Here is a 26,441-nt window from a genome sequence, read left to right as displayed (position 1 = left end):
AAGTACGTGGCCGAGAGCGAGTGGGGCTCGAGGCGCTATCTGGACGTGACTCTGCTGGAGGGGTAGCCGCACCGGACGGCGGGCTTATGAGGCTGTCGGAAAAGTGCGCAAGATTCTTGACGGTACCTCTTTAGGTCAGTTTACAAGGAACTACACGCAGACCGTGAAACGGGCTGCTGACAACAAACGGCGGTATGCTCCCGGAGAGGGCAGCATACCGCCTGTTTTGTTGTCCGGGGTTTCCAAAGGGGTGCCCCCTTTGGCACACGACTTTGCTTGCAAAGTGTAGTGTGTTATACCTGCTGGCGTGGCTGACGGGGGAAACGGGGTGCGGTGCTTCTTGCGCCCCGTTTGCTCCGGCAGGAAAACAGGCTGAATTTTTGCGAATGGGAATGAGCAAAAAATCGGCCTGTTTTCAGAGAACGGCGGCAGGTATATGAAAGCCCCCGTCCCTCGTCCTACGCTCCGACTTGTGGACAAAGTGTCCCGAAGTTGTGGCCACACTCCCGGAAAAGTAGCAGGACAGCGGGCAACCGTCAAGGCTGAAATGAACGGGGTTACACCCGGCCTTGACCGCCGCCCGCCGCCCCGCTGGATGGGTGGACAAGGCGGCCAATCCCTCAAAGTGCTTGTCCGCGCTCTTTCTGATTTTGAGGTATTCAGTTTTTCAAAATTGAATAATCAAAATAAATTTTTTCGATTGAAAAAATTTTATTTGTTATCATCTTCAATGCCATATTTTTTCTTTTGCCGAATCACATAATTACTGATTTTTTCATCATATAGTGGATACTGGTAATCCAACTGGCATGCCACTTCTGACGAAACCTCCCGGAACAATGCCATACATTGTTCAAAGGATTCCCACATATGGGGATAGGAATCCATATTATAAGTGGACATAAGTCGTTCCCACAATTCCTCTGGGACATATTGCTTCATAAATTTATAGTTTTTTCCCAAACTGAAATGAAATCCCTGTTTGATACCAATCAGCCAGGAAATCATGCGAAGCAATTCTTTTCGTACTATATCATTCATATGGTCAATAGCAAAAAGAATTTCTTTGCGGCATAAGCCCTTTACTACATATGTTGTAGTATTCCAAAATTCATTACAGCAATCGTCAAACATTCTTTGAGTAGGCTTCTGCAAGTGGTAGTCTATATCCGTTGGTATTGGCGGCTTTACGATACGGTTGTCTTTATCCAACAGTAACTTTACCAGTTTATCCCATGTAAAATACTCGTCTATCAGTTCCAGCGGCAGCAAAGTTAAATCTATCTTAACATCATCAGTAAACAGCATTAAATATGAAAATCCCTTTTCTACAGCTGGAAATAATTCCATATCTTCCGGCTTTTGCAGAATCAACCTTTCACCAAATATATCTAGCCATTTATCATCACTTGTGAAGCTGTCCATATCCGTAACAAAAAAAGTAATATCAAAATCCTGAAAATCATCAGGCGGAATATTTGTATTTGTTCTAGATCCTTCCAAAGTAACCATGCGAATGCGTTTGTCTGTTTTTGCAAAATTCAAAACAATATCATAAACTTCCTTTTCTGATCTCATTTTTATCTCCTCCAATTATTGAAATAGGTGTGAAGCCATTTTAGGGCTTTCCCGCCTTGATTACCCTTTAGCAAAGACGGGCGGGGCTGTCAACGGCGGCGCATGAAATGCGCCGTTCATCTTGACCGTTGACTGGCTCGGCTGGCTTTGCTATTTTTATCGAATTGCATATTGGTAAATTGCATTGATATGTACTTGGGTTGTATTCACGATTGGCACATTAACATCTTCGGGCTTTATGGCAAGTGGCAGCTCCGTACAGGCGAGAATGAGTGCATCTACATTTTCTTTTTCAATGTATTTATTTGCCAGTGCAATCATTTTCTCTTTATCACTAGGAATTACTATGCCATTCTCTAAATTGGGGTATATCAGTTTTCCTAATAGAGATATTATTTTTTCGCTATCGCCTTTACAAGTAACATCATCGGGCGGCGAAGTTCATCTTCCATACCCGGAATATCCATCATCTCTTTAGGCGGTTCTGCTTCCTCTACAACTTTAAGCTCAAACCCATTGTTCAGCAATCCCATTATAATCTGTGTAAGTGTGTGATGTTGTTTTACTACATCACATCCTAAAAATGTGTATTTCGTTCTCCTGTTATAAAGTAATTATCAATCGCCCAATATTGCGGTTTCCCATCATCTGTATAAATCCAATCCTGCCCAACTCCTGCGGTAAAAACAGGGTGTTCGATATTAAAAAGAAAAATTCCACCTGGTTTTAATGTCCTATACACTTTTTGAAATATTTCCACTATGTCCTCTATATAGTGCAGAGCTAAATTAGATATAACACAATCCCATTCATTTTCTGGATAGTCATATTCCTCTAATCCGCTAATACGATATTCAATTTGATTTCCTGAATTGCGCTTTTGGGCTTCCTCAATCATTTTCTTACTTAAATCGATCCCTAATATTTTTGTAGCTCCTTGTTCTTCTGCGAACTTGCAGTGCCAGCCATATCCGCACCCCAAGTCAAGAACAGATTTTCCTTCTAACGAAGGAAACAAAGGTTTTAATTGATGCCATTCACCAGCAGCTTTTAACCCCTCTTTATCAATGACAATAACATTCCCTTGTGTTTCTTCAAGAATTGCTGATCGCAAACTCGTTTTCCCTGACCCTGGTTGCCCACCAAGTAAAAAAGCGGTTGGCGATTCAACCGCTTTTTTTCCTTGAACCAATTCTTCTAAATTATCATTTAAGCGATTTTCAAATTGTTTGTCAGTAAAATTGACTATATTTGCCATATTAAGCCACTTTCTCTTTATTCAAAACTTGTTTTGAATAGCGATTCATTGACCGCCAATACTCATGAACGGCTTGTAATTCTTCTAAAGAATAATCAAAAAGATTTACACGTTTTGCAAGCTTTAATTGGTTTAATAAATTGACTTCCAATAATTGAGAGTCATTTTTATTTAATTCATGATTCAAAACATAGTTTAATACTCGATTATAAACGCTTGCCGATAATTCGTTAATGATCTCTATTTCAAATGTTTTTTCATAAGTAACTGCCATTTCATTTTCACTCCTTTTAAAGTTTGTCAGGTAAATATTTCCGAATATATTCTTCTAAGGCTTTATCCATAACTTCTTTTACGTTTCCGCCATTCTTTGCTGTTTCGATTTTTATAATATGGTGCAAGTCAGCACGAACACGAACCGTCTTATCCCCCATAATATCTTTTTTTGCACTGATTGGTGTATCATTTCGTTTTGCTTTTTGTGCGCCTAAATTTCCCACAACCACTCACTTCTTTCTATTTCTTCTTACTCTTATTTTATCATCAACAATCACAAATCACAAGTGATTTGTGATTAATCACTTGTGATTTGTGATTCTATTCTTTTTCGTTTTCTAATTGAATGATTCGCTCAAGCATTTCAAAAAATACGTTCTCATACATAGATAAAATCAATATATCCCTTTTCTCCGATTTTTACAACGGCATTGTAGGACTTTCTATCTTTCGTTTTGATTCCTTTTACCAGGGTTTCTTTTCCCTCTAGTAATTCTTTTACATTTGTTTTGGTGAGTTTTTTCTTTCTAAAATGTTCAGCTAAAGTGAAGGTACATTCAGGATAATTTGAACAACCATAAAACGATTTTTTTAATACAATATTGTTGCCACACTTAGGACATTTTCCTACAAGGGGTCCCGAGCGCTTAGTGGGAATTTGTACCCCTTATCGATACAAATTCCCCGTAGGCGCTAGGGACCTCTTTAGCTCCTTGGAAGCTGTCAGTAGTATACCTAATAATTTATCTACATTCCCTTTAGTAACGTGTAACTTTCCAAATTTACAAAAGCGACTCATAGAATTATTTCCTCCCGTTAAATAATAGATAACTATTAAAAATAGACAATACTTGCTCATAAGTAACGGTACTTAAATTGTTTACTTTGGCGTGTTTCATTGCTTGATGAAACTGATTTTTAGTAAACAGTTGACGATATTCTCGATTGACCCATTTTGAAACAAAGTACGTATATAGCTTCCAATATTTATCTGGAACATCTGTGGTATGGCGGGTAAGTTTTATTAAGACACTGTTTACTTTTGGTTTAGGATGAAAGCATTCCGCTGGCAGCTTAAGCAATTGCTGAATCGAGACTTGAGTGTGCAAGAGCAACCCTAGTGTTCGGTGAATATCCAAGGTACGCTTGTAGAATCCTTCTTCAACAATCAGATAGATGTCAGACGCATGGCTTTCAAAAACCACTTTTTTAATAATTTGTGCTTAAATGGTAAGGAATACTCCCAACAATTTTATACCTCTGTTTGTTAGGGAATTGAAACTGTAGAATATCTTGGTGAATTAAAGTGACACGAGTATTCAGTTTTAATTTTTCTGACGATAAGTTGAATAGATGACTGTCTAATTCAATAGACGTTACCTGTTTACTTATTTTAGCCAGTTTCGTCGTTAAATGCCCTTTACCTGTTCCAATTTCGTAAACGGTATCGGTTTCTTTTAAATTCAATTGTTTTATTATTTGGTTGAGTACTTTTTCACTCGTTAAAAAGTTTTGAGAATATTTTATATTTTTGTTCATGTAATCACTCCTTCTTAATTACAAATTTTTAGCATCTAATTTGTGGGACGCGAAGAAACCACGCGCGTGCGCACAACGGCCGTCTCGCCGTAGCGAAGCGGTTCGCCGTATTCAACTGAAAAGCTCACAACCGGCGAGAGATAGCCCGCTTCTTCGATTACGCGGTACGGAAATCCGATCGCCTCCAAAAACGCAGTCCGCGCATCCTCGAAGTACAACAGGTAGTTCGCATGGTAGACAATACCCATCATATCCGTCTCCGCATAGCGTATGGTGATTGGCGTGCAAACCCGCATGGTTCGGAAAACCATCCTTCCCGATCGGCTACAATAGCTACATGAGGAATATCGTAACGTATATGGCCGAGGAGCAGCGCACCTTCGCGGAATCCCCGTTTAACCCCGTGGACTCCCTTGTGTTCTCGACACTTGCGTACTTCAATTACGAAACGGCCCCTCCTATTGATCTTTCGTCTCCCGAGGGCATCCTGCTGCACGACGCGGTGATGCTGTCCGATTGGAAGGCGCTCACTGCGCACAGCTGGATGGAGGATGCAAAGGACACCGAAGCTTTCCTGCACGTCCTGTCCGCAAGCCGTCGCATGCGCGATGTGCGCGTTTCGTTCTATGTCAATGAGCGCTCCGAAGCGGTAGAAAAGCAGTTCTCTGCCATCACGCTTTCCTTCCCTTCTGCTGATGGAATCGTCGCCTACCTGGCGTTCCGCGGTACCGACGGCAGCTTTGCCGGCTGGAAGGAGGATTTCAACCTTTGCTTCAAGAAGGTGATCCCTTCGCAGTGCACCGCAGCAGCCTACCTGTCGGGCGTCGCTTCGGCCCTTTCGTGCCCGCTCATCGTGGGAGGTCATTCGAAAGGCGGCAATCTCGCCGAATACGCGGCGCTCGTGACCGACGAGCGTGCTTTCGAGCGGTTGCGTGGCGTGTTCAATCACGATGGCCCTTCCTTTCTGGACAGCCCGTCGCCGCGTATCGACGACGAGCGATTCTGCCGGCTACTGCACAAGACGGTGCCCGAATCCTCGGCGTTCGGCATGATCCTCGAACGACGCGCCGACTACCGCGTAGTTCAGTCCTCGGCTATGTCGGTATTCCAGCACGAACCGTTCACCTGGCTGACCGAGAGCGACGACTTCGTGTACCAGGATGCCCTCAATCCTTCCGCCGTATTCTTCGACGAAGCGCTCGACACGTGGCTGCGCAGCAAGACGGCTGACGAGCGCGAGCGCTTCATCGACGCCATCTACGACCTGCTGGCTTCCACCGAGGCGAGTACCTGGAGCGAATTCCAGGAGAAGCTGTTCGCGAACACGCGGCGCATGCTGGGCGCTCGCACGAAACTCGATGCCGAAACGAAGAGATTCATCTGGCAAACGCTCGGCTCGCTCGGCGGCATCCTGAAAAACGAAACCGTCAAGCGCTTCAAACCCTCTCCACCCCTATGGCTTCCACGCCGACGTGAGACATATGATCCCGAGAAAGGAACCAAGGCATGAGCGCACCCGCTGCATATGGAAAGCTGACCCTTCGTCTAGCTCTGCAGTTGGCCGCACCGCATACGTGGCCCGCTGCTATCTTGCCCGTTTTCATAGCTGTTGCCGCGGCAGCCGTCACCACGCCCTCGATATCGGTGCTCATGACATGCGTGCTTTTGATCATTTGCATACTCATGCAATCAGCGGTAAACACGTTCAACGATTACTACGACTACGTGAAGGGAGCCGACTCAGCCGACGACAACGTAGATCCGACCGATGCCGTTCTCGTGTACAACAACGTGAACCCACGTTCCGCACTCGCGCTCGCCGTCGGATTCCTTGTGGCGGCCTTTATGCTAGGCGCGTACGTGATCTGGGTTGCAGGATGGATCCCGCTTACAATCGGCGCGGTGGGAGCCATCGTCGTGGTGCTGTACTCTGCAGGCAAGACGCCTATCTCATACGTGCCCATCGGAGAGGTGGTCAGCGGCCTCGTAATGGGCGGCCTCATTCCCCTTGCATGTTATCAGGCACTCACGGCCATATTCGATCCTCGCGTTCTGCTGTGGGCTGTACCCACCATCCTCGGTGTGGGACTGATCATGTTCACGAACAACACGTGCGACCTCGAGAAGGATGTGGAATCGGGCCGACGGACACTGTCGGTGCTGCTGGGCCGCAAGCGGGCACGTTCGCTCTACCACGGCGTCGTATTCGCGTGGGTAGTGGCTATCGCAGCGCTCGTTGCCGCATTCTTCGCACAAGGTCTCGTCGTGTTGCCATTCATGCTTTTAGCTTCTTATCCCCTGATCAAAGCTCTGCTTGACAATCCGCTAGCACCACAAACCCGCATCGGCGCCATGGCGCAGGTATGCAGCGTGAATATCGCGCTCGGCGCCTTCTATGGCGCCGCAATCCTGGCGAGCACCGTCGACCTCGTGCTCTAGGACGAGCGAGCGCATCATGCTCGAAGCATGCTTCCCGGCATGGATGCCATTTCGGTCATTCCCAGCACGCGTGCGTACCCGTCGAAAGCCGTGTCTTCGGGCAATCGAGCAGCCGCTCATGACGTATACTTCCAGGAGACGGAAACAGGGGCGGTGCGCATCGCGCATTGCACCGCCTTGGAGAAGGGATTCTCATGGAGATCGCACGCTTTGTGCTGGGCACGATTCTGCTGGCAGTCGCAGCGCTCTTAACGGTGCAGCTCTACAACGGGCGCTGGCTGTCCCTCATCGCTCGACCCAAAGAGACGAAGAAAGGGACGTACTATCCCGAGGGCACCATCAACACGGGCAAGCGAGCAGCATGGGTTATGGTGGCTTGCTTCGCCGTGGTGGCCACCCTCATGGCCTATGAGATGGCGATGCTGACCGGCATACCGGTCTTCGTACAAGCTGCAACTATCGTAAACAATGTCGCTCTTGTGGCGTACTTCGCGAGCCTGCTGTATACCCTGTTCGCTGGCCGCGCAGATCAGAGCTACCAGGATCGTTTCAAGAAGGAAGGCGCGCGCCTCCTCCTTCTCTTATTGGGAAGCTGCGTCGTCATGACCGCGGTATCGGTGCTGTTCGCATGAGAGGCGCCGAATTCGATCGCCGATCTCCCAACCGCGCACTCTCCCCATTCGCCTCCGACCTACGCCGGGCGAATCGCTCTTCCTTCGCATGGCCAAGCGGACTATACTGAGCAAAACGTCAGTCGTAAGGAGCGCGCCATGGATGGATACGGAAAGCTGATCGTTGGGTGCGTCATCCTCATTCCCCTTATCGCGCTGACGTTGCTTGCCTCATGGAAGAACTGGCATGGACGATGGCTGGCACTCGCGGACTTCACGTATATTCCCGGCGAAGGATCCGAGAGTCTGCATAGACGCAAAGGCAAGCGTGCGGCTCTGTTCAATCTTGTGCTCGTATCCGTTCTCGTCGGGATGCTCGGCAGCTCCACCCTCAGCGCGGTAGAAGGACTTCCTGTGAACGCCGAGCTGTGGACGGCTACCATGATCGTCGTCCTCGCAGGAGGCACGCTCTGGATAGGCGCGGCTTCACGACGTGACGCACAAGCGGTCGCTCGTACGTCGGCAACCGGAGCCCCGGGGCATGCCGAGGAGTATAGGCTTGATGCGCGTCATGTTGTCGTGCTAGCCATCGTCGTTATCGCCATCCCGATCGTCGAGATCGGAAGCTCCTTCATCGCTTGAGCAAGGCCGATCCCACTGCACCTGCACGAGATCCGGGAAGGTCGTCGGAAGCGCGGCAAGGTCAAAGGTTCGCAGCAGCTCCTCGGGCGTGACCGGATCGTCTGTGGGAGCGAGACCGGTGATGCCGGCGATGCGGCCGATCACAGCCTCGGGCGACTTGAATCGCGCAAGCAGTTCATCGAGTGCGGCATCCTTGTCGCGCTTCGAGAGGCGCCGGTCGCGCTCGGCCACAAGCAGCGGGATGTGCGCATACTCCGGCTGCGGGAGGCCAAGAAGGCTTTGCAAATGGATTTGCTGCGGCGTCGAACACAGAAGATCCACGCCGCGCACGACCGAGCTCACGCCCTGTGCGGCGTCGTCCACGACAACGGCCAATTGGTAGGCGAACGCGCCGTCAGACCTTCGCACAAGGAAGTCGCCGCAGTCCGTGCCGAGATTCTGAGCGTAGAACCCCTGCACCTGATCGACGAACGCCACATCCTCGTCGGGTACAGCGAGTCGCTGCGCAGCCGAGCGCTCGAGGGCACGGAAGGCACGTTCCTCGTCCGTAAGATTGCGGCACGTGCCGGGATACACCGGTTTCTCACCGCGATGCGGCGCCGAGACCGCATGGAGATCCGCCCGCGTGCAGAAGCAGGGGTACACGAGGCCTCGCTCAGCAAGGGAGTCGAAAGCCGCGCGGTAGGCCTCCTCGCGATCATGCTGGAAGTAGGGCCCCTCGTCCCACGTGAGTCCGAGCGCCTCGAAGTCACGCTGCACAGCATCGATGAACTGCGGTTTTGATCGCTCTGCGTCCAGGTCTTCGATGCGCAGCACGACTCTGCCGCCCTGCGACTTCGCCACAAGCCATGCGACGAGCGCCGCGAACACGTTGCCCGCATGCATTCGTCCTGTCGGGGACGGCGCGAACCGGCCAACTACGGGGCCTTGTGCCGGGGTCTCCCCAGGGGGTGCCATGCTCAAACAGTCCTTGCTTTGGAGGACGGTCCGCTGAACCGTCCTCGTCGCTGCTGAACTGCGCGTAGCGCCCCCTGAGGAGACCCCGGCCGCATGGCAAGCCTTGTCCGGTTCTTCGCACAAGCCCTTTTCGCACATCGCGACCTTCTCCTTCAAGGGATATTGCAACAAGTTTGCGAACCAGCGGCATCGAGCGCCCCCGCAGGTCGAGCGCTCGATGCCGCGGAAGCCCCGAAGCCGAGGGCCGCCCGGCGTTGTCGCGGCGGCACCTCTGAACGCCAACCCCGCGCCCGTAGGGCGCAGCATAAAGCATGAAGGAGCGAAGCGCACGAGCGGACGCGTTGCGTACGCGAGCAGCGGAGCGGGAAGCCGCCACGACAATGCCGGGCGGCCCTCCCGTGCAGGTCGTGCTATTTCCGCAGGTCTTCCACGTGCTTGGTCTTGCCGAGCGAGCGCTCGATGCCGCCGGGCTCGACGAGCTTCACGCGCACGCCCACAAGCAGCACACCCTTGAGCTTCTCCTCGATGGAGCGGCGCAGGTTCTCCATGTCTTCGAACGAGTCCGAGAACGCCTCGGGCTTGAGCTCCACGTGCACGGTCATCCGATCGAGGCCGTCCGCGCTCTCCACAACGATGCGATAGTGCGGTGTGACGCCGTCGATGCCGGCCAGCACGTCCTCCACCTGCGAGGGGAACACGTTCGTGCCGCGGATGATGAGCATGTCGTCGGAGCGCGCGCGCACCTTCTGCATGCGCGCCGTCGTGCGCCCGCAGGCGCAGGGCTCGACGACCACGCGGGTCAGGTCGTGCGTGCGGTAGCGCAGCACGGGGATGGCCTGCTTGCCGAGCGGCGTGAGCACGAGCTCGCCCATCTCTCCGTCGGGAACCGGTTCGCCCGTCTCCGGATCGACAACCTCCCACAGGAAATGGTCCTCAGCCAGGTGCTGCATGTCGCGCGATGCGAGGCACTCCCCCGATACGCCCGGGCCCATGACTTCGGTCAAGCCGTAGTTGTCGGTGCACACGATGTGCATGCGGCTCTCGATCTCGGCCTTGAGGCCCGGCGGGCACGGTTCGCCGCCGAACAGCCCTACGCGCAGCGTCGACCTCTCCCAGTCGTAGCCCATGCGCTCCCCCACCTCGCACATGTGCAACGCGTAGGAAGGCGTGGCCACAAGCACGGTGGTGCCGTAGTCCTCGATCATAGCGATGTGGCGCTCGGTATTGCCCGAGCCGGCGGGGATCATCATGCAGCCGAGCTTCTGCAGCCCGTAGTGCAGGCCAAAGCCGCCCGTGAACATGCCGTAGCCGAACGCCATCTGCGCGCGATCGCCTGGCACGACACCAGCCATCTGAACGAGGCGCATGATGCAGTCGGCCCACATGGCCATATCGCTTTCGTTGTAGCCCACCACGATGGGCTTGCCCGTGGTGCCCGAGGACGCGTGCAGCTCCACCACCTCGTCGAGCGGCACGGCGAACAGGCCGTACGGGAACGTGTCGCGCAGCGCGGACTTGTCCGTGAACGGGAGCTTGCGCACGTCGTCGAGCGTTTTGATGTCGGCAGGCGCCACGCCGAGGGCGTCCATGCGCGCGCGATACCACGGGACGCGCTCGTAGGTCCAGGCCACCTGCGCGATCAGCTTCTCCAGCTGGATGGCGCGGATGCGCTCGCGCGAGGCGCACTCGATGGAGGGGTTGTGGATGGGCAGGTCGGAAAAGTCGCCCGCCGCCGCCGCGGCCAGCGCCGCGCCCTTCACGGTCATGTCCGCCATGCCGCTCACACCCCTTGAGGCGCCAGTGGCGCAGCCAGGTCGGCCTGGGACATAAGCTCCACCGGTTCGCCGGAGAGAAGCTCCTCGGCACGGTCGAGATCGGGGGTGGACAGGGCGATGTACGTCGAGATAAGCGAATAGCTGTACGAGACGTTGATGCCGCAATCGGCCATGACGCCCATGACGCGCGCAAGCTCGCCGGGCTCGTCATCCAAGCGCACGCACAGCACCTCGCTCGAGGAGCAAGCGGCCCCGATGTCCGTGAGCACCGCGAGCGCACGAACAGGATCATCCACGACAAATCGAACAATGCCGTAATCTCCCGTGTCGGAGGCACTGTAGCCACGTACATTCACGTCCGCGTCCTCGAACGCATCGAGCACGCGGCGCAGATGCCCGGGGCGGCTCTCCAGAAACACGCTGACCTGACGAACGCTCATGACGCTCCTCCCTCATGTTTTGAGCTGCACGCAGTTACGGCGGCCGCCTCCCGCGCAAACGCGAAACCGGCGCGGAATGCGGCGATGTTGGCATCGACCGTCTTCGGCGGCACGCGACGAGCGATGACGCGCTCCCAAGCATCCGAGGAGAAATCCAGGCGCGTGGCAAGCGCGCCGAGCAGCACCACGTTCACCGACTTCGGAGAACCGGTTTCGCGGGCGATATCGCCCGCAGGGATGAGCGTCGCCCCGAGCGTTGCGAGCGTGCCCACCGCATCCTCGGGCATCGAGGCGCGACCGATGAGGACCGGCAACGGCTGGATAGACTCGTCCGCCACCAGCAGATAGCCGCCCTCGCGCACGTTGGGCAGGTTGCGCAACGCCTCGGTGGTCTCGAACGATACCACGCAGTCGGCGCAACCCTCGTCAGACACCATCGACTGCACGCCTTCGCGCCCGAACCGCACAACGGTGGTCACCGCGCCGCCGCGCTGCGACATGCCGTGGATCTCGGACACCTTCGCGTCGTATCCCGATTCAAGCGCCGTGCGTGCCAAGAGATCGGCGGCAAGCACGGTCCCTTGGCCGCCGACGCCGCATAACAGCACGGTGGTCGCGTTACTCATGAGAGACTCCTTCCTCCGAGACGGCGGGCTGCACGATAGCCTTGAACGCGCAGTACTGCGCGCACTGGCCGCAGCCGATGCACGAGTCGGCGTCGATAACCGCATGCCTCTCGGCGTCCGTTGCGATAGCCGGGCACCCGAGTGTCGAGCAGACGCCGCAGGCGGTGCACGCGTCGGTCACACCGTAAGCAGGCTTGCGTACGCGGTCGATGAGCACGCAGGGACTGCGGAATACCAGTACCGAAAGCTCCGGGCTGGCCACAGCCTCTTTCAGAGCTTGGCGCGTCGCAAGCGCGTCGTTCGGATCGATTGTGCGCACGTCTTCAACCCCGATGGCGCGCACGACCCCCTCGAGATCGAGTTCGCGCGAAGGACGCTTCTGAAGCGTCTCGCCGTTAAAGGGATTGCCCTGACGGCCCGTCATGGCTGTCGTACGGTTATCGAGCACGCAGATGGTGCCGCCACCTTGGTTGTACACGGTGGAGATGAGCGCTGAGAGCCCCGAATGCGCGAATGTCGAATCGCCAATGACGCCCACGACCGGACGATGCGATGCTTCGCCGGCCCACGCCAGCTCGAAGCCGTGCGACATTGACACCGATGCGCCCATATCGATGGTGGTATCCATAGCCGAAAGAGGAGGAAGGGCGCCCAGTGTGTAGCAGCCGATGTCACCCGTGACCACAGCTTTCATACGCGAAAGCTCCTTGAACACAAGACGGTGCGGACACCCCGCACACAACGCCGGCGGACGGCCCGGAAGATTTTCGGGCAGCGGCTCGTGAGACGGCGCGCTGCCGCCAAAGGCCGCCCGCACGAGACCGGGAGTCAACTCGCCGTCACGCGGCAGGCGCCGTTCGAACGGCGTCGTCTCTATGCCGAGAGCGCGCACGCTGTCGGTGAGATATTCCGAGGCCTCCTCCACCACGTAGAGCGCCTTCACGCTATTGGCGAATGCGCGTAGCGCCTGCTCGGGCAGAGGCCAGGTGAGCCCGAGCTTGAACACGGATGCGTCAGGCAGCGCCTCGACGACATGCTGGTACACAGCGCCCGCGCACACCACGCCTACCGCATCTCCCCTACGATCGATACGGTTGTACGGACACTCCTCGGCCCAAGCGCGCAACGCATCGATGCGCGCAAGCTGATCTTTGCGCCGCGGCTTGGCAAAGGCGGGCATCATGACCCATTTCGCCGGGTTGCTTTCGTAGGGCTTGAGCGCAGCTTCAGCGCGCTCGCCGGGCTCCACCGGCGTCTTCGTATGCGACACGCGCACAGTCGAACGTATGAACACCGGTACGTCAAAGCGCTCGGATACATCGTATGCCTCGCGCGTGAACACGAGCGCCTCGGCCGAATCAGCTGGATCGAGCATGGGAATATGCGCGGCGCGGGCGTACCAATGGCTATCCTGCTCGTTCTGAGACGAGTACATACCCGGATCATCGGCGGCGAGTACCACCAAGCCGCCGCCAACGCCCGCATACGCCGCAGTGAACAACGGATCGGCGGCCACGTTGACACCGACGTGCTTCATCGTGGTGAGCACGCGCGCCCCTGCAGCCGACGCGCCGATGCCAACCTCCACGGCCACTTTCTCGTTGACGGCCCACTCGGCGTACACGCCTTCCTTCTCCGCGAACGCTTCAAGCGTTTCGGTCGAAGGCGTTCCGGGATAGGCCACGCCGATGCGGGCGCCGGCTTCCCATGCTCCTTGGGCAATTGCCTCGTTTCCTGACATCAATTCCATGAAAGGTTCCTCTCCTTTAGCACCTCAGGAATTATACGGCAACGCGCGCAGCCCGAGCCGGTCAAAGAAGATCGACCGTCCCGAACGGCGCGCGGAATGCACTCGCAGGCTGTCGAAGCCGCTTCGATGGCGGCCTTCGAGCCTAACCTTCTTGGTACAGCAGCAGGAAGGCGCCGATCTGAATGATGTCGCCCGACGCGAGGCGATGCTCGTCAATGCTGTCGTTGCTCACCCAAACGCCGTTGAACGAGTTTTCGTCGCGTATAACGTAACCGCCGCCGTCTACCGGCTCGATAACGGCATGTTCTCGAGAGACGGTCATGTCGTTCAGGAAGATATCGCACTGCGGGCTACGCCCGACGGTGAGGCCCCTGTCGCCCAGTTGGAATGCCACGCCCGTCTGAGGACCGCGCACCACGCGCAGCTCGGCCTGTTGGGTTTGAGGCACCTCGGGCTCGATAGTCTCATCGGCCAGCAGCACAGGCTTGAACTGCTGCGTTGATCCGAGCAGCTTGAAGCCGCAATGCGGGCAAAACGACGCGTCCTGTTCGATTGGGTTGCTGCATACAGGGCATACAGTACTCATGGCATATCCTCTCCGCGGCGCGCCTCAGGCGGCTGCCGTCTTGTCTACGACAAGGGGTGTTTCGTTCACAGTCGTGGACTGAGCGGTCTGCGGCTGTCCCGAGAATCCACGGAACAGACGGTCCCACCAGATGCCGATGCCTTCAAAGAAATCTGGGGCGTCTACGTCTTCGCAGGCCACCAGATCCATCGTCGCAATGACGGTGTTGCGCTGCTTGAAGGTGGCTGTACCCACCTTGTCGCCCGCCTTCACATCGCCTGAAAGCTCGTCGAATTCAAACGATTGGCTCACATTGCCGTTGAGATCGAAAATGTCCACCGTAGCCGCAGGATCGGCGAACGTCGCCTCGACCGTCTTGTCGATCCACGCCGAATGCGCGACTTCGGCCACGAGCGGCACCTCCACTGCCTGCCCATCCGCATTCAAAGTCGTTGTGCGGGGACTATTCGCCAGCTGGTAGGATACCCGATGCTCGTACACCCACTCGCACAACGTCTTCGCGTCCTCGAAGCGTTGCTGCTCAGAACTCGAATGGATAACGACCGCATACACTTCTAGCCCGTCCTTTTCGGCTGCGCCGGCGAACGAATTGCCCGCAAGCTCAGTGAACCCCGTCTTGACGCCGATGGCAGGATCGTAGATATCCATGAAGCGATCAGTCGACTCGAGGAAAATATCGGCCGTCGCGCCCGCGCGCATCACTTGAACAGTGGCGTCACCGCCCCCGACAGCAGCACGGAACGACTCGTCGCGCATCGCATACTGTACGATCTTCGCCACATCGGCAGCGCAGCTATGCTGGTCTCCCGCGAACTCTCCAGCATCCAGTCCATGCGGATTCGCGAAGACAGTATCGACGCAGCCCAGCTCGGCGGCTTTCTCGTTCATGCGAGCCACGAAAGCCTGCTCGCTCCCGGACAGCGATTCGGCAATGGCTATCGCCGCGTCGTTGCCCGAAGGAACCATGAGGGCCAGAAGCGCTGTTTCGAGCGTCATCTCGTCACCGGCAGCGAGTCCCGCACTCGACTCTCCAACGTGCGCCGCGCGCTCGCTCACCGTCACCTTTGTATCGAGCGTGGCCTCGCCCCGCTCGACTGCATCGAGCGCCACCACCGCGGTCATGACCTTGGTGATGGAGGCGATCTGCGTGGGGCTTGTCGCATTTCGCTCGAAGTACACGGTTCCCTCCGAATCCATGACGAGCGCATACTCGGCATCGATGCTGGGGCACTGTGCAATGGAAAGCCCTCGCGCATCCACCGTTTGGCCGAGCACGACGTCGGCTTTGCGCACGTCTGCAAGTGCCGCACCAGGTGCGAGCGCGAGCGAGAAGGCAAGGGCTGCAGCGAGGACGCATGAGAGAATCCGCGCCCTCGCCGTGCGCGATTGTTGTTCCATGTTAGCCAAGGCGGTAGACATCCTCCGGCTTCACCGGCTTGAAGCCTGCCTCGACGAGCAGCTGCTCGATGGCCGGCTCGCCTGCCACCTTGAGCACATCAACCGCCGTCTCCTCATCAACGGAGAAACAATAACCGTACTCGATGTTGACGTCGTGCTCGTCCAAAAACTCGAGCAGGGTTGCCAAACCGCCCGGACGGTTGGGCACGCGCACGCCCAGCACCGGCGTGACCGTAGCACGGTAACCGACTTTGCGCAGAGCCTCGGCGGCCGCCTCGGGAGCGTCCACAACCACGCGCGCCACGCCAAAATCGGCGGTGTCCGCCAGATTCAGCGCATGCATGTTGATGCCCGCGTCGGAAATGGCGCGGCAGGCGGACGCGAGGCGCCCTTTCTCGTTCTCTAGGAACACGGTCAACTGTGAAATCATGCGCGGCCCCCTTCTCTCAGATCGATGATGCGCTTCGCCTTGCCCTCGCTGCGCTCGATGGTCTTCGGCTCGACGATCTTGATGTCGACAGCGATCTGCAGATTGCTCTTGAGCTCGGCGGCCAGGTGCTTTTTCAGCTCCTCGAGCTTTCTGATCTCGTCGAACGGGAAATCGGGTACCGTCTCCACGTCGAGCTCAACACGATCGAGCGGACCTTTGTTCGTGAGGATGATCTGGTACTGTGGCGCGATCTCCGGGAACGCGGTAATGACCTGCTCGATCTGTGACGGGAACACGTTCACGCCGCGAATGATGAGCATGTCGTCGGTGCGGCCGACAATGCGATCGATCTTGCGGTGCGTGCGCCCGCAGCTGCATTCCTCTGCGATGATGCGCGTGACATCGCGCGTGCGGTAGCGCACGAGCGGGCAGCATTCGCGCACGAGCGTGGTGAACACGAGCTCGCCGTACGTGCCGTCGGGCACGGGCTGCAGCGTCTCGGGATCGACGATCTCCGCATAAAACTGATCTTCGGCCACATGCAGACCATGCGCCGCTGCGCACTCCATAGCCACGCCTGGTCCCATGACTTCGGACAGGCCGTACACGTCGCAGTACTGCACGCCCAGCTTGTCCCGAATCTCCTGACGCATGTTCTCGGAAGCCGGCTCGGCACCCAAGATGACGCCAGAAATCTTGAAGTCGCTTGCCGGATCGTACCCCATTTCGATGGCCGTATCGGCAATGAGGAGCGCGTATGAGGGCGTGCAAGCGAGGATGTCGGTGCCGAGATCCTTCATCATCTGGATCTGACGCTTGGTGTTGCCCGAAGAGGTGGGAATGACCGAGCAGCCCACGGCCTCGCCGCCGGCGTGCGCCCCCAGACCGCCTGTGAACAGGCCGTAGCCGTAAGATACCTGAATGGTCGAACTCTGGTCGCCACCCACCATGTAGATGCCGCGCGCGAAACAGTCCCCCCAGTTCTTCAGATCGTTTGCCGTGTGCCCGACAACCGTGGCCTGACCCGTCGTGCCGGAAGACGCATGGATGCGGGCCACGTCCTTGCTCGGCACGGCGAACAGCCCGTAGGGATATGCGTCGCGCATATCCTGCTTGACGACGAACGGGAACTTCGCCAGATCGTCGAGGGACGCAAGATCACCCGGCTCGACGCCTGCATCCTTGAACGACCGCTGATAGAACGCCACGTTCTCGTAGGCATGGCGCACGCTCCACTGCATGCGCTCGAGCTGAAGCTCGCGCAGCTGTTCGAGCGGCATGGTTTCAATGTCCGGTTGATAATACACCTTGGGCTTCACCTTTCCTCTGATCACGTCCGCTCCGTGCGGGCGCTGTCATCGCTTCCTCATCGATCCGCTCCGCTAGTCTGCGCTCGGGCCGTCCTTGCCATCCTCGGCGCCATCAGGCGCAGTCGCATCCGGGGCAGCGACGATCACCTCTGTGATCGGGGCGTACTCGGACGAGAACACGTCTTCCCGCACAACGGCGCCCTCGCGATCCTTCACGACGCGGACGATGGTGATTTTTCTCCCATCGGTTCCGCGCGTCTTGACATGCCTCTCGCCGGAAGAGAGCGAATCGTCGACTTCCGTCCGAGTCTTATGCTTCTCCCCCTCTTCCCATTCACCCACTTGCGTGCTCGTGCGGTAACCGGGATCGACACCATATAGTGTAGCGGTAACCGTGGAATCTGTACAAGTAACCCGCATCAAATCTGTACAAGTAACCCGCATCAAAACTGCGCTATCGGTGTCGTTTTCCCATACAAGGTCGAGATCCGGCCAACTGACCGCCGCGTCTCGGCCCGCCGGATAGCTGCCGATATAGAGCGAATGGTTCCGGCGCTTGGTGATGGGCAAGCCCGAGTCGTACACCGCGTTGAAGACGGTAGTCGCCACCTGGCAGACGCCGCCGCCCTCCTCGTCGACGTACTCGTCGTTCACAATGGCGCCAGCCGCCAAAAACCCTCGCTCCGCCGTGCGCTCTCCCGACGTCTCGTTAAACGACCAGCTGCCGTGCGGCTCGACGATGGAATTGTCGAGGAATTCGGATACGAGCGCGATGTTGCTCTGACGGTTCTCGGTTCCCGATCCGGTCGAGAACTCCGTCGTATACGACGAGATGCCCTCGATGACCCCCCGCTCGAGCGCCTCGTCGAACGAAAGCGTCTCGGGCATCGGGCCGACGACGACGTCGACCGCGACAGGCTCGGCAGCGGGCTCTTGCCCGGCTCCTTCGGCGTACGCGCGCGCCTGGGCCGCTTTGCCTTCGGGTCCGAACAGCGCATCATCGAGTTTGGCAACCGTGTCTGCAGCGAGCGGCACCTCGTCCATACCCTGAGCGCGAACGGAGATCGAGCCATCCTGCGAAGACTCGAACGCAACGGAGTGACGAGCATCGCCGCGCTGCTCCTTGAAAAAGGACACGATCGATGGTTTCGCCCGGGCCTCGTCGACAGAGGGCGCCAGCACGAATCCTCCATCGCGTTCCTCGACGGTACCGACAATCCAGTCCCCCAGCGCGGTCGCATCCGCATCCCAAGAACCCTCTCCGCTGATAAAGCGGGCGCCATCCGCAAGTGCGGCATTCACGTCGTCGCAAGCCCTCTGCGCCGCCTGTCGATCGATACGGACCGGGGCATACTCGGCATGTGCTACGAACGAACCTGTACCTGGTTCGGAAAGGAACACCTCGTCGAGCTGGCTCTCGAAAACCGCACGGTCGATCATCTCGCCGTCGCTGCCCTCGGTGACCTCGGCCGCCCCATCGATCACGACGAACCCGTAGTCCAAGCGCGGCGTGCCGATCGTCTCGTCAATGTCGGCGGCGAGCGCTTCAAGCTCATCGGCGTCGTAGACGACGCGGACCCCGATCTCATGCCCTCCGACCGCAGCCTCGATGCGCGCAACAAGACCACCTTTTTCGCGACCTACGGAAAGGGCTTCATCAGCAAGTTCATTGGCGGGCAAAGTCGCAGAGAGGGAAGCGGCATCGGCCGTCCATGACGTGCGGGAAGCCTTCGCCTCCTCGGCGCTCTGCTGCTCAGCAATAGAAGGCGCGCCTTCGTCGAAGTCTGCGGCGGCCTCGTCACTCGCGTAGATGACGACCGACCCCTGCGCAATGCGCGGTCCGTACGTCTCTTCGAGCAGCGCTGCGATCTCCTGGGAGGTTTTACCCGACGCATCCACGTTTCCCACGTGCACGCCAGGATACGCCTTGCCGGCGTTCAATCCGAAATCGACGAGGCCGACGAGCAGCAGCATCGCAACGAGTACCGTGCCGACAAGCAGGGCGCGGCTGCGTTTGAACAACTCCGAAACGGCACGTCCGATGCGCGCGATCCCGCGGCCCAGCAGAGCGAAGCCTGCGAGCAGGACGCGTATGAAGGCGCGTGCTGCTTCGGCAGGCTTCGATGAGGACCGCGATCCGTCCTTGGTCCAGACGGCTGGAGCAGCATAGGAGCGCCTTTTCGCGCGATCCCGCTCACGGCCGCGAGCGGCGGCGGGCTTTTCTTTCGGCGATCCCGGGCGCATGCGCACACGCGAACGAGACGAGCCGGCCGGCGGAACCGCATGACCTTTCCTGCCGTCGGCAACGCGGTGCGAGGCGTTCCGCCCGTCCGTGTGCGCCGGACGGGCGTCGTCTGGTCGGCCGGAAGGCCGCGTCCGACGGGGCTGCCCGGCGCCGGGCCGGCGCTCGGCCATGGCTTCAGCGCCCTTCGCCGGCGGCCGCCGCGCGCTTCGCGGCGCGGAGCTTGACCGCCGCGGCGGTCACGTAGTACGCCGTCGTGACGAGCGCGAGCGCGAGGCCCGCGTAGGCGAACCAGATGCCCCACGACACGGGGTCGCCGTTGAAGCCGGGGAGCCAGGCGGCGTCGACCAGCCCGAGCCCGGGCAGCAGCGGCCAGTTCAGAAGCAGGCCCGCAAATCCGATGAACAGGAACGTCGTTGCGACCTTTCCGGGAAAGATGACGGCGACGCGGATGCGGTAGCGCTTGACGAGGTACGCGCCGCCGGCGAGCAGCAGCAGGTCGCGCGCGAGCACGACGAGGATAATCCACAGAGGAAGCCGACCGACAAGGAACAGCCCCGCGACACCGGCGATCATGAGGATGCGATCAACCGCAGGATCGAGTAGCTGGCCAAGCTTGGACACCGTATTCGTGCGGCGCGCGATCTGCCCGTCGATCCAGTCGGTGCCCGCCGCGAGCGCAAACATGCAGGCGGCCATGACGTCAAAGCCGTTGAAGAGCAGGACAAGGTAGACGGGCACGAGACAGAGGCGCACGACCGAGATGAGGTTCGGTAGCGTGAACACCCTGTCGGTAGCCTGCGCATCCGCTCCCTTGGTTTTCGCCATATCCTCTTCCTCTGTCGCCGGTGCACCGTCCATGCAAAGACCGGGCCGCCTTGTGCGGGCCCGGTCCACTCGAATCCAACGACTATTCTAGCAAATATCTACCTGCTTCACGCCTCATCGACGACTTCAACGGGTTTTTCACGTTTCGACGTGTTCGGCTGCTCCGGCACTTCGAATTCGTCGACGTGCTTTTGCAGCGCGGGCGGCGTATAGGCCGGGTCCATGGTAAGGCAATCCTTTGGACAGGCTCGCACGCAGCTTCCGCACTGTACGCAGCGGAAACGGTCGATCGACCAGATGCGGGACGGCTTGTCGACCGTAATGGCCGAGCACGGGCAGCGCTTCTCGCAGATGCCGCAGAGGATGCAATGATCGACATCGTTCACGATGTGGCCCTTGAGACCCGCAGGAGGTGTCTTTTTCTCGATGGGATACATGATGGTCTCAGGCTTCTTGAACATCGACCCGAGCGTCATTTTCCCCAGTTTGAATCCACCCATGTCCTCCTACCTTTCCGTGCAGCTGATGCAGGGGTCGATGGTGAGCACGATCATGTTTACGTCGGCCAGATCGCATCCGGCCAATGCCGTGGCCATGCCGGCCAGGTTCTGCGACGTGGGCGTGCGCATGCGCATGCGCTCCAAAAACTTCGACCCGTTGCCGCGCGCATAGTAGTAGCACTCGCCGCGGGGCTGTTCCACAAGATTTGCCGTTTCGGCGCCGGCGGCCGGCGCGCCCTTGACGGGCACAGCGATATCCCCCGCCGGGATTTTCGAGATCATCTCTTCGATGATATCGATGGATTGCAGCACTTCGAGCGCACGTACCTTCACACGGGCGTAGCAATCGCCCTGCGCATCGAGCACAGGCTGGAAATCGGCCAGCTTGCCGTAGCCGCCGTTGCCCAGGCAGCGCGCGTCGTTGTTCACGTTGGAAGCGCGTGCGAACGGTCCCACCATACTCATGGCGAGGGCGTCCTCATGGCTGATGCAGCCCACGCCCACCGTGCGATTCTTCACCGAGGAGTCCTTCAAAAACGCATTGCATATCTGGCGATAGTCGTCTTTAATGCCCTCGAGCACGCGCTTCATCTCAGCGAGTTGCGCGTCATCGATATCGCGGACGACACCGCCAACCTGCACGACCGAGAAGATGACGCGCCCGCCCGTAGTCTTTTCGAAGATGTCGAGCACGCGCTCGCGCAAGCGCCAGCAGTGCATGAACAGGCTCTCGAAGCCGAATGCGTCGGCGGCAAGTCCCATCCACAGCACGTGGGAGTGAATACGAGAGAGCTCATGCCAGATAACGCGCAGATATTCTGCTCGCTCGGGTATCTGCACGCCCATAAGCCGCTCTACCGTTTCGGCATAACCCATGGAGTGCCCGAATGCGCAGATGCCGCATATACGCTCCGCCACGTAGATAAACTGGTTGTAGTCGCGTGTCTCGACAAGCTTCTCAAGGCCTCGATGGATAAACCCGATTTGGGGTATTGCCTCGATAACAGTTTCGTCCTCGACCACGAGATCGAGATGCAAAGGTTCGGGCAGCACCGGATGCTGGGGGCCGAACGGGATGACGGTCGCCTTTCCCATGCTACTCACCTTCCTCCTCTGCCGCCGCGCCGGCCTCGTCGGCCTCCGCTTCAGCGGCTTTCTTCTTCGCAGCCTCGCGGGCGGCCTTCGCCTCGAGCGCGGCCTTCACCTTGGCGGCTTTCTCAGGATCGAGGCCCGCGACCTTCTCGTCGACGGCAGCCTGCTTCGCTGCCGCCTCCTTTTTAGCTTTCGCTTCCATCGCGGCTCGCACCTTCGCGGCCTTCACGGGATCCATGCCCGCAAGCTTCGCCTCCAAAGCGGCTGCGTCGTCGGCAGTCTTCGGGGCCTGTTCGCCGGCGGCCTTCTCTTTCGCGGCCTTGGCGGCAGCAAGCTTCTTGGCCTTCTCGCGCGCAGCCTGTTGTTCGGGCGAGATGACCGTCATGGGCTCCTTCTGCGCGAGCGCATAGAAGTTCCCGCCGAAGTCGATAGCGATATCCGTGATGTCGACGCCGAACAGGTCATGGGACTCGTTCTCGAATACGAACGCCTCAAGGAACTCGCCGGTAATGCTGGGGATGGCCGTTCCCTTCTGCACGCCTTTGATCTCGTGGTTCTCCAGCAGATCGTCCTTCATGAACGAATAGATCATATCGATGCCGTCTTCAGTGTTCACGCACAGCATCTGCACAAAACGCCAGCCGTCGGCCTTCTTCGCAGCGGCAAGCGCCGGCAGCTCCTCGACGGTCAGCGGCGCGAACTTGATTGCAAACGCCATGTCACGCTCCCTTCTTCTGCTCCTGGAGGGCCTTCGACTTCTCCTCCAGGATGCCGAGCCCCTGCACGACCGCATCGATGATGGCCTCGGGCCTTACGGCGCAGCCTGGCGCGTACACGTCTACGGGGATAGCTTTATCCACGCCGCCGATCACGTTGTAGCAATCGTGGAAGATACCGGCGGAGCATGCGCAGATACCGCACGCGATAACCACCTTCGGCTCGACCATCTGGTTGTATATCTCCTGCACGACCGAGATGTTCTGCTCGTTCACGCTGCCGGTGACGAGAAAGATATCGGCGTGCTTGGGATTGCCGGTATTGATGATACCGAAGCGCTCGACGTCGAAGCCCGGGCAAAGAGCCGCGAGCACCTCGATGTCGCAGCCGTTGCAGCTTGAGCCGTCGTAGTGGATGACCCACGGTGATTTGGTTGCATACGTCATGTTGCAGCTCCTTTACAGATACGGCAGGAACGTGAGGACCGCGATGTTCACGCCTCCGGCGACGAGCGCCACGATCCAAGCCGATTTGAGCAGGGCCTGCCACTTCACACGCGCGAAGTTGTTGTCGATCCATATCTCGAGAAAGTACACGAGCAGGACGACTGCGACCGCCAGAATGAGCGAGAACGGGTTGCCCCATACGAAGAACAGGCCGATCCATCCGAGGAATAGGATGTTCTCGTACCAGTGCATGATCTCGACTTTCGCAAGCGTCTTGCCGCTCATCTCGGTCGTGATGCCCTTCACGATCTCCTGGTGTGCGTGATGCGAATACGACAGATCAAACGGCGACTTGCGCAGCTTGATGGTAAGCACGAACAAAAAACCCAAAAATACGAGCCAGATGGTCGCGATCACCGGGGTGCCGAGCTCGAATACGCCAGCGGTATCGAACGTGCCGGCTGCCAGGTAGAACGCCACCGCCATAAACAGCACCATGGGTTCGTACGCCATGACTTGCAACGTCTCGCGGTTCGCACCGATCTCAGCGTAGGGGCTGCGCGTGGAATAAGCGGCCACGATGAAGAACAGACTGGACAACGTGATCACGAACACGCACATTAGCAGGTTGCCACCGGAGAAGAATATACCACCTGCAATGATGGCGAACACGAGCGCGCAGGTGACGTACACCCCTTCGGTCGAGTTCACCGACACGTTATCCTTCTCGATAAGCTTGCGGACGTCGTAGTAGGGCTGCAGAAGCGGAGGGCCAACACGGCCCTGCATGCGCGCTGAAACGATGCGGTCGACGCCGGCGAGCAGACATCCCAGAACAGGTGCCACGAGAGCGAAGGCGAGGGTGCCGATGAGTATGGCGAGCATTGACATATCAGACCACGCCCTTTCCTAAAACAGTCCCGGCAGCGCTACGGCAGAGGCTGCAAACGCGACGACGATAACAACCGAGCACATAGCCGTCCCGATCGGCGAGATGCGCCGTTCCCCGAAGATGCCCTCGAGATACCAGTTGCGCGCCGAGGCCGTCGACTCGCCCGAGAGCGCATTCGTGAACGTGCGCTCGGCGTTGTTGCGGCCCACGCCCGCCAGGTAGACGTCGGCCTTCTTCGCCTTGCTGCGCCGACCGACGCCGGCGAACAAGACGATGACCACGAAGGCAGTGAGGATAGAGGCAATCCACAGGTTGGTGGACGAGATGTCCTGGCCAAGCGTCGCATACACGCTGTACACGTAGGGCTCCACCACGTACGACGATATGAAGGGCAAAAGCACGCAGCACAGCACCACAAGCACGGCCATGATCACAATGGCAATCCATTCGCTGGGATGCACCGTCGTCTCCACGTTCTCACGCTCGGCAGCGATGCCGGAGAGCTTGCCGAGCCACTTGGCCCAGAACATGAACGTGGCGGCCGACCCAAACCCCAGGATGACTATGAGCGCCACTTGGCCAGTGTCGGCGAAGGACACGAGCGTAGCCCACTTCGCCACGAGCATGCCGAACGGAGCGATGAACATGACCATGATGCCGAGCATCATAAAACGCGCAAGACGCGGCATGCGCTCGAAGAGGAGGTCCATATCCTCGATGTCGCGACTGCCGATATGATGCTCAGCCGTGCCGACGCACAGGAATAGAAGCGATTTCGCGATAGCGTGGAACAGCACGAGGAACGCGGCGGCCCATACGGCTTCGGGCGTGCCGACTCCGGCACAGGCCACGATCAAGCCGAGGTTGGCAATGGTTGAGTACGCAAGCACGCGCTTGGCGTTGCTCTGCGAGATAGCCATGAACGAGCAGAACAGGAACGTGAGTCCGCCCACCAGAACGACCATGACGGCCGGCACCGTGCACACGAGCATAACCGGTGCCAGCTTCACCAGCAAGAAGACGCCTGCTTTCACCATGGTGGAGGAGTGGAGCAGAGCCGACGTGGGCGTGGGCGCCACCATAGCGCCGAGAAGCCAGGTGTGGAACGGCATCTGGGCGGCCTTTGTGAGGCCGGCGAACGCGAGCGCCGTCACCGGCAGCACGACCAACGTCGGGTTTTGAACGCCGATCTGCAAAAACTCGAGGAACGACAGCGTGTTGAACTGGATGGCGCATACATAGAGCGCCCCGAGAAACGCGATGCCGCCGAGCAGGTTCATGATGATCTGGCGGAAGGCATTCTTAATAGCCTCGTCGGTGCGAGTGTAGCCGATGAGGAGGAACGAGCACACGGTCGTGACTTCCCAGCCGGTGAACAGCCACAGCATGTTGTTCGAGAACACGATGAAGAACATGGCAGAAAGGAAGGCGAACATGAGGGCGAAGAAAGTCGGTCGACGATCCTTTGCGCCTTCGGGCTCGTGCGCCTGAAAATCCTCCATGTAACCGAGCGCGTACACGCAGATGCCGCTTCCGATGACGCCAATGATAAACGCCATGAGCAGCGACAATGAGTCAAGGTACAGCCCCTCGGTCACAAGGATGCCATGAGCGAACGCAAACTCGAACACGAGCGATCCGACGAGCTGGACGGTCGCGAGTACGCACGCCCACACGTTTTTGTACTTGATGCCGAAGTACAGGATGGCCACCGCAATGAGCACGCTCACGGCCATGCAGACATAATCGACGGTTGGCGAATAGAACTCGAACTGCACCCACGGGGCGCCCAGATAGGACACTGCCAGCCATATGGATGCCACGCCTATGACGAGCCCCGAGGCTCCGACAATCGCGTTTCTCGCCCGGTTGTTGCGCACGACCAGCAGGACGCCAGCAACAACCAGCGGGAAAAGGATTAAAAACCCGAGCATAGCCACGTAGCTTCTCCCTTCGCTTTACTTGCAGGAACACGGATGCGAAGCAGCGCAGTCGCCCGATTGGTTGGAGCGGGCAGCTGCGCTGCGGCTTGCTGCACTGTATCAAAGCGGGGAGGACGAGGGGGTCCGAAGCTGCACCCGAGGAGCACGAACGGCTTGATCAGGCCGC

Annotated in this window: 29 protein-coding genes and 1 pseudogene; 4 read left to right on the top strand and 26 right to left on the bottom strand. The window is 57.9% G+C overall.

Going from position 1 to position 26,441, the window contains the following annotated elements:
• Window positions 1-711: 711 nt before the first annotated feature.
• The 9 genes and pseudogenes from C2L71_RS03900 to C2L71_RS03860 form a co-directional block, all read right to left on the bottom strand.
• Window positions 712-1,578 (bottom strand): aminoglycoside 6-adenylyltransferase AadE, encoded by an 867-nt coding sequence (locus C2L71_RS03900; protein ID WP_001255868.1) that lies wholly within the window; start codon window positions 1,576-1,578, stop codon window positions 712-714.
• Window positions 1,579-1,734: 156 nt separating this feature from the next.
• Complete coding sequence (locus C2L71_RS03895) at window positions 1,735-1,926, bottom strand: aspartate/glutamate racemase family protein (protein WP_370751961.1); 192 nt, start codon at window positions 1,924-1,926, stop codon at window positions 1,735-1,737.
• 44 nt (window positions 1,927-1,970) lie between these two features.
• A complete protein-coding gene (locus C2L71_RS12510; protein WP_021416144.1) occupies window positions 1,971-2,111 on the bottom strand; it encodes a hypothetical protein in 141 nt (46 codons plus the stop codon).
• Between the two features lie 44 nt (window positions 2,112-2,155).
• Window positions 2,156-2,836, bottom strand: a complete 681-nt coding sequence (locus tag C2L71_RS03890) for a methyltransferase domain-containing protein (RefSeq protein WP_239926306.1) — start codon at window positions 2,834-2,836, stop codon at window positions 2,156-2,158.
• Between the two features lies 1 nt (window position 2,837).
• A complete protein-coding gene (locus C2L71_RS03885) occupies window positions 2,838-3,110 on the bottom strand; it encodes an antitoxin (RefSeq protein ID WP_000301765.1) in 273 nt (90 codons plus the stop codon).
• 16 nt (window positions 3,111-3,126) lie between these two features.
• Complete coding sequence (locus C2L71_RS03880) at window positions 3,127-3,336, bottom strand: peptide-binding protein (protein WP_000527317.1); 210 nt, start codon at window positions 3,334-3,336, stop codon at window positions 3,127-3,129.
• Between the two features lie 155 nt (window positions 3,337-3,491).
• On the bottom strand, window positions 3,492-3,770 hold the full coding sequence (locus C2L71_RS12465; RefSeq protein ID WP_074118312.1) for a topoisomerase C-terminal repeat-containing protein: 279 nt from the start codon (window positions 3,768-3,770) through the stop codon (window positions 3,492-3,494).
• 145 nt (window positions 3,771-3,915) lie between these two features.
• A pseudogene (gene erm(B) / locus C2L71_RS03865) lies at window positions 3,916-4,651 on the bottom strand (23S rRNA (adenine(2058)-N(6))-methyltransferase Erm(B)).
• Between the two features lie 35 nt (window positions 4,652-4,686).
• Complete coding sequence (locus tag C2L71_RS03860; RefSeq protein WP_239926304.1) at window positions 4,687-4,947, bottom strand: acyl-CoA thioesterase; 261 nt, start codon at window positions 4,945-4,947, stop codon at window positions 4,687-4,689.
• Between the two features lie 41 nt (window positions 4,948-4,988).
• Between C2L71_RS03860 and C2L71_RS03855 the strand changes: the two genes are divergently transcribed.
• From C2L71_RS03855 to C2L71_RS03840, 4 genes are all read left to right on the top strand, one after another.
• On the top strand, window positions 4,989-6,161 hold the full coding sequence (locus tag C2L71_RS03855) for an Mbeg1-like protein (protein ID WP_103264457.1): 1,173 nt from the start codon (window positions 4,989-4,991) through the stop codon (window positions 6,159-6,161).
• Complete coding sequence (locus C2L71_RS03850) at window positions 6,158-7,090, top strand: prenyltransferase (protein WP_103264456.1); 933 nt, start codon at window positions 6,158-6,160, stop codon at window positions 7,088-7,090. The genes C2L71_RS03855 and C2L71_RS03850 overlap by 4 nt, the downstream gene beginning before the upstream one ends.
• Window positions 7,091-7,284: 194 nt before the next feature.
• The gene (locus C2L71_RS03845; protein WP_103264455.1) at window positions 7,285-7,722 is read left to right on the top strand and encodes a lipocalin; all 438 of its coding nucleotides are present in this window, start codon (window positions 7,285-7,287) and stop codon (window positions 7,720-7,722) included.
• A gap of 138 nt (window positions 7,723-7,860) precedes the next feature.
• Window positions 7,861-8,343 (top strand): hypothetical protein, encoded by a 483-nt coding sequence (locus tag C2L71_RS03840; RefSeq protein WP_103264454.1) that lies wholly within the window; start codon window positions 7,861-7,863, stop codon window positions 8,341-8,343.
• Here C2L71_RS03840 and gluQRS read toward each other — a convergent pair.
• The 17 genes from gluQRS to C2L71_RS03755 all read right to left on the bottom strand — a co-directional run bounded on the left by gluQRS (window position 8,284) and on the right by C2L71_RS03755 (window position 26,266).
• Complete coding sequence (gluQRS, locus tag C2L71_RS03835; RefSeq protein WP_103264453.1) at window positions 8,284-9,300, bottom strand: tRNA glutamyl-Q(34) synthetase GluQRS; 1,017 nt, start codon at window positions 9,298-9,300, stop codon at window positions 8,284-8,286. The genes C2L71_RS03840 and gluQRS overlap by 60 nt on opposite strands.
• Before the next feature lie 410 nt (window positions 9,301-9,710).
• On the bottom strand, window positions 9,711-11,075 hold the full coding sequence (locus C2L71_RS03830; RefSeq protein ID WP_239926300.1) for a phenylacetate--CoA ligase family protein: 1,365 nt from the start codon (window positions 11,073-11,075) through the stop codon (window positions 9,711-9,713).
• A gap of 5 nt (window positions 11,076-11,080) precedes the next feature.
• Complete coding sequence (locus tag C2L71_RS03825) at window positions 11,081-11,515, bottom strand: amino acid-binding protein (RefSeq protein ID WP_103264451.1); 435 nt, start codon at window positions 11,513-11,515, stop codon at window positions 11,081-11,083.
• The gene (locus tag C2L71_RS03820; RefSeq protein ID WP_103264450.1) at window positions 11,512-12,141 is read right to left on the bottom strand and encodes an indolepyruvate oxidoreductase subunit beta; all 630 of its coding nucleotides are present in this window, start codon (window positions 12,139-12,141) and stop codon (window positions 11,512-11,514) included. Before C2L71_RS03820 ends, C2L71_RS03825 begins: the two co-directional genes overlap by 4 nt.
• Window positions 12,134-13,891, bottom strand: coding sequence for a thiamine pyrophosphate-dependent enzyme (locus C2L71_RS03815; RefSeq protein WP_103264449.1), 1,758 nt, complete (start codon window positions 13,889-13,891; stop codon window positions 12,134-12,136). The genes C2L71_RS03820 and C2L71_RS03815 overlap by 8 nt, the downstream gene beginning before the upstream one ends.
• 142 nt (window positions 13,892-14,033) lie before the next feature.
• On the bottom strand, window positions 14,034-14,477 hold the full coding sequence (locus tag C2L71_RS03810) for an FHA domain-containing protein (protein WP_103264448.1): 444 nt from the start codon (window positions 14,475-14,477) through the stop codon (window positions 14,034-14,036).
• 24 nt (window positions 14,478-14,501) lie between these two features.
• Window positions 14,502-15,875 carry a D-alanyl-D-alanine carboxypeptidase family protein gene (locus tag C2L71_RS03805; protein ID WP_103264447.1) on the bottom strand — a complete coding sequence of 458 codons (1,374 nt, stop codon included), beginning with the start codon at window positions 15,873-15,875 and terminating at the stop codon, window positions 14,502-14,504.
• 1 nt (window position 15,876) lies between these two features.
• Complete coding sequence (locus C2L71_RS03800; protein ID WP_103264446.1) at window positions 15,877-16,305, bottom strand: ACT domain-containing protein; 429 nt, start codon at window positions 16,303-16,305, stop codon at window positions 15,877-15,879.
• A complete protein-coding gene (locus C2L71_RS03795) occupies window positions 16,302-17,612 on the bottom strand; it encodes a phenylacetate--CoA ligase family protein (RefSeq protein ID WP_103264481.1) in 1,311 nt (436 codons plus the stop codon). Before C2L71_RS03795 ends, C2L71_RS03800 begins: the two co-directional genes overlap by 4 nt.
• Before the next feature lie 75 nt (window positions 17,613-17,687).
• Window positions 17,688-19,637, bottom strand: a complete 1,950-nt coding sequence (locus C2L71_RS03790; protein ID WP_239926298.1) for a VanW family protein — start codon at window positions 19,635-19,637, stop codon at window positions 17,688-17,690.
• Window positions 19,638-20,034: 397 nt separating this feature from the next.
• A complete protein-coding gene (locus tag C2L71_RS03785) occupies window positions 20,035-20,685 on the bottom strand; it encodes a CDP-alcohol phosphatidyltransferase family protein (RefSeq protein ID WP_103264445.1) in 651 nt (216 codons plus the stop codon).
• A gap of 107 nt (window positions 20,686-20,792) precedes the next feature.
• Entirely contained in the window at window positions 20,793-21,185 is a 393-nt protein-coding gene (locus C2L71_RS03780) for a 4Fe-4S binding protein (protein ID WP_103264444.1), read from the bottom strand.
• Between the two features lie 6 nt (window positions 21,186-21,191).
• Window positions 21,192-22,280: a hydrogenase large subunit gene (locus C2L71_RS03775; protein WP_103264443.1), complete on the bottom strand. Its 1,089-nt coding sequence runs from the start codon at window positions 22,278-22,280 to the stop codon at window positions 21,192-21,194.
• Window position 22,281: 1 nt separating this feature from the next.
• Window positions 22,282-22,995 carry an NADH-quinone oxidoreductase subunit C gene (locus tag C2L71_RS03770; RefSeq protein ID WP_103264442.1) on the bottom strand — a complete coding sequence of 238 codons (714 nt, stop codon included), beginning with the start codon at window positions 22,993-22,995 and terminating at the stop codon, window positions 22,282-22,284.
• Window position 22,996: 1 nt separating this feature from the next.
• Window positions 22,997-23,440 (bottom strand): NADH-quinone oxidoreductase subunit B family protein, encoded by a 444-nt coding sequence (locus C2L71_RS03765; RefSeq protein ID WP_103264441.1) that lies wholly within the window; start codon window positions 23,438-23,440, stop codon window positions 22,997-22,999.
• Window positions 23,441-23,452: 12 nt separating this feature from the next.
• Window positions 23,453-24,331, bottom strand: coding sequence for a complex I subunit 1 family protein (locus tag C2L71_RS03760; RefSeq protein WP_103264440.1), 879 nt, complete (start codon window positions 24,329-24,331; stop codon window positions 23,453-23,455).
• 18 nt (window positions 24,332-24,349) lie between these two features.
• Window positions 24,350-26,266, bottom strand: coding sequence for an NADH-quinone oxidoreductase subunit 5 family protein (locus C2L71_RS03755; RefSeq protein ID WP_187143249.1), 1,917 nt, complete (start codon window positions 26,264-26,266; stop codon window positions 24,350-24,352).
• Between the last annotated feature and the right edge of the window lie 175 nt (window positions 26,267-26,441).

It is taken from the genome of Enteroscipio rubneri (genome assembly GCF_002899715.1).
Lineage (GTDB): Bacteria > Actinomycetota > Coriobacteriia > Coriobacteriales > Eggerthellaceae > Enteroscipio > Enteroscipio rubneri.
The sequence above is the reverse complement of the archived record's forward strand: the minus strand, read 5'-3'. Positions and strand labels throughout refer to the sequence as shown.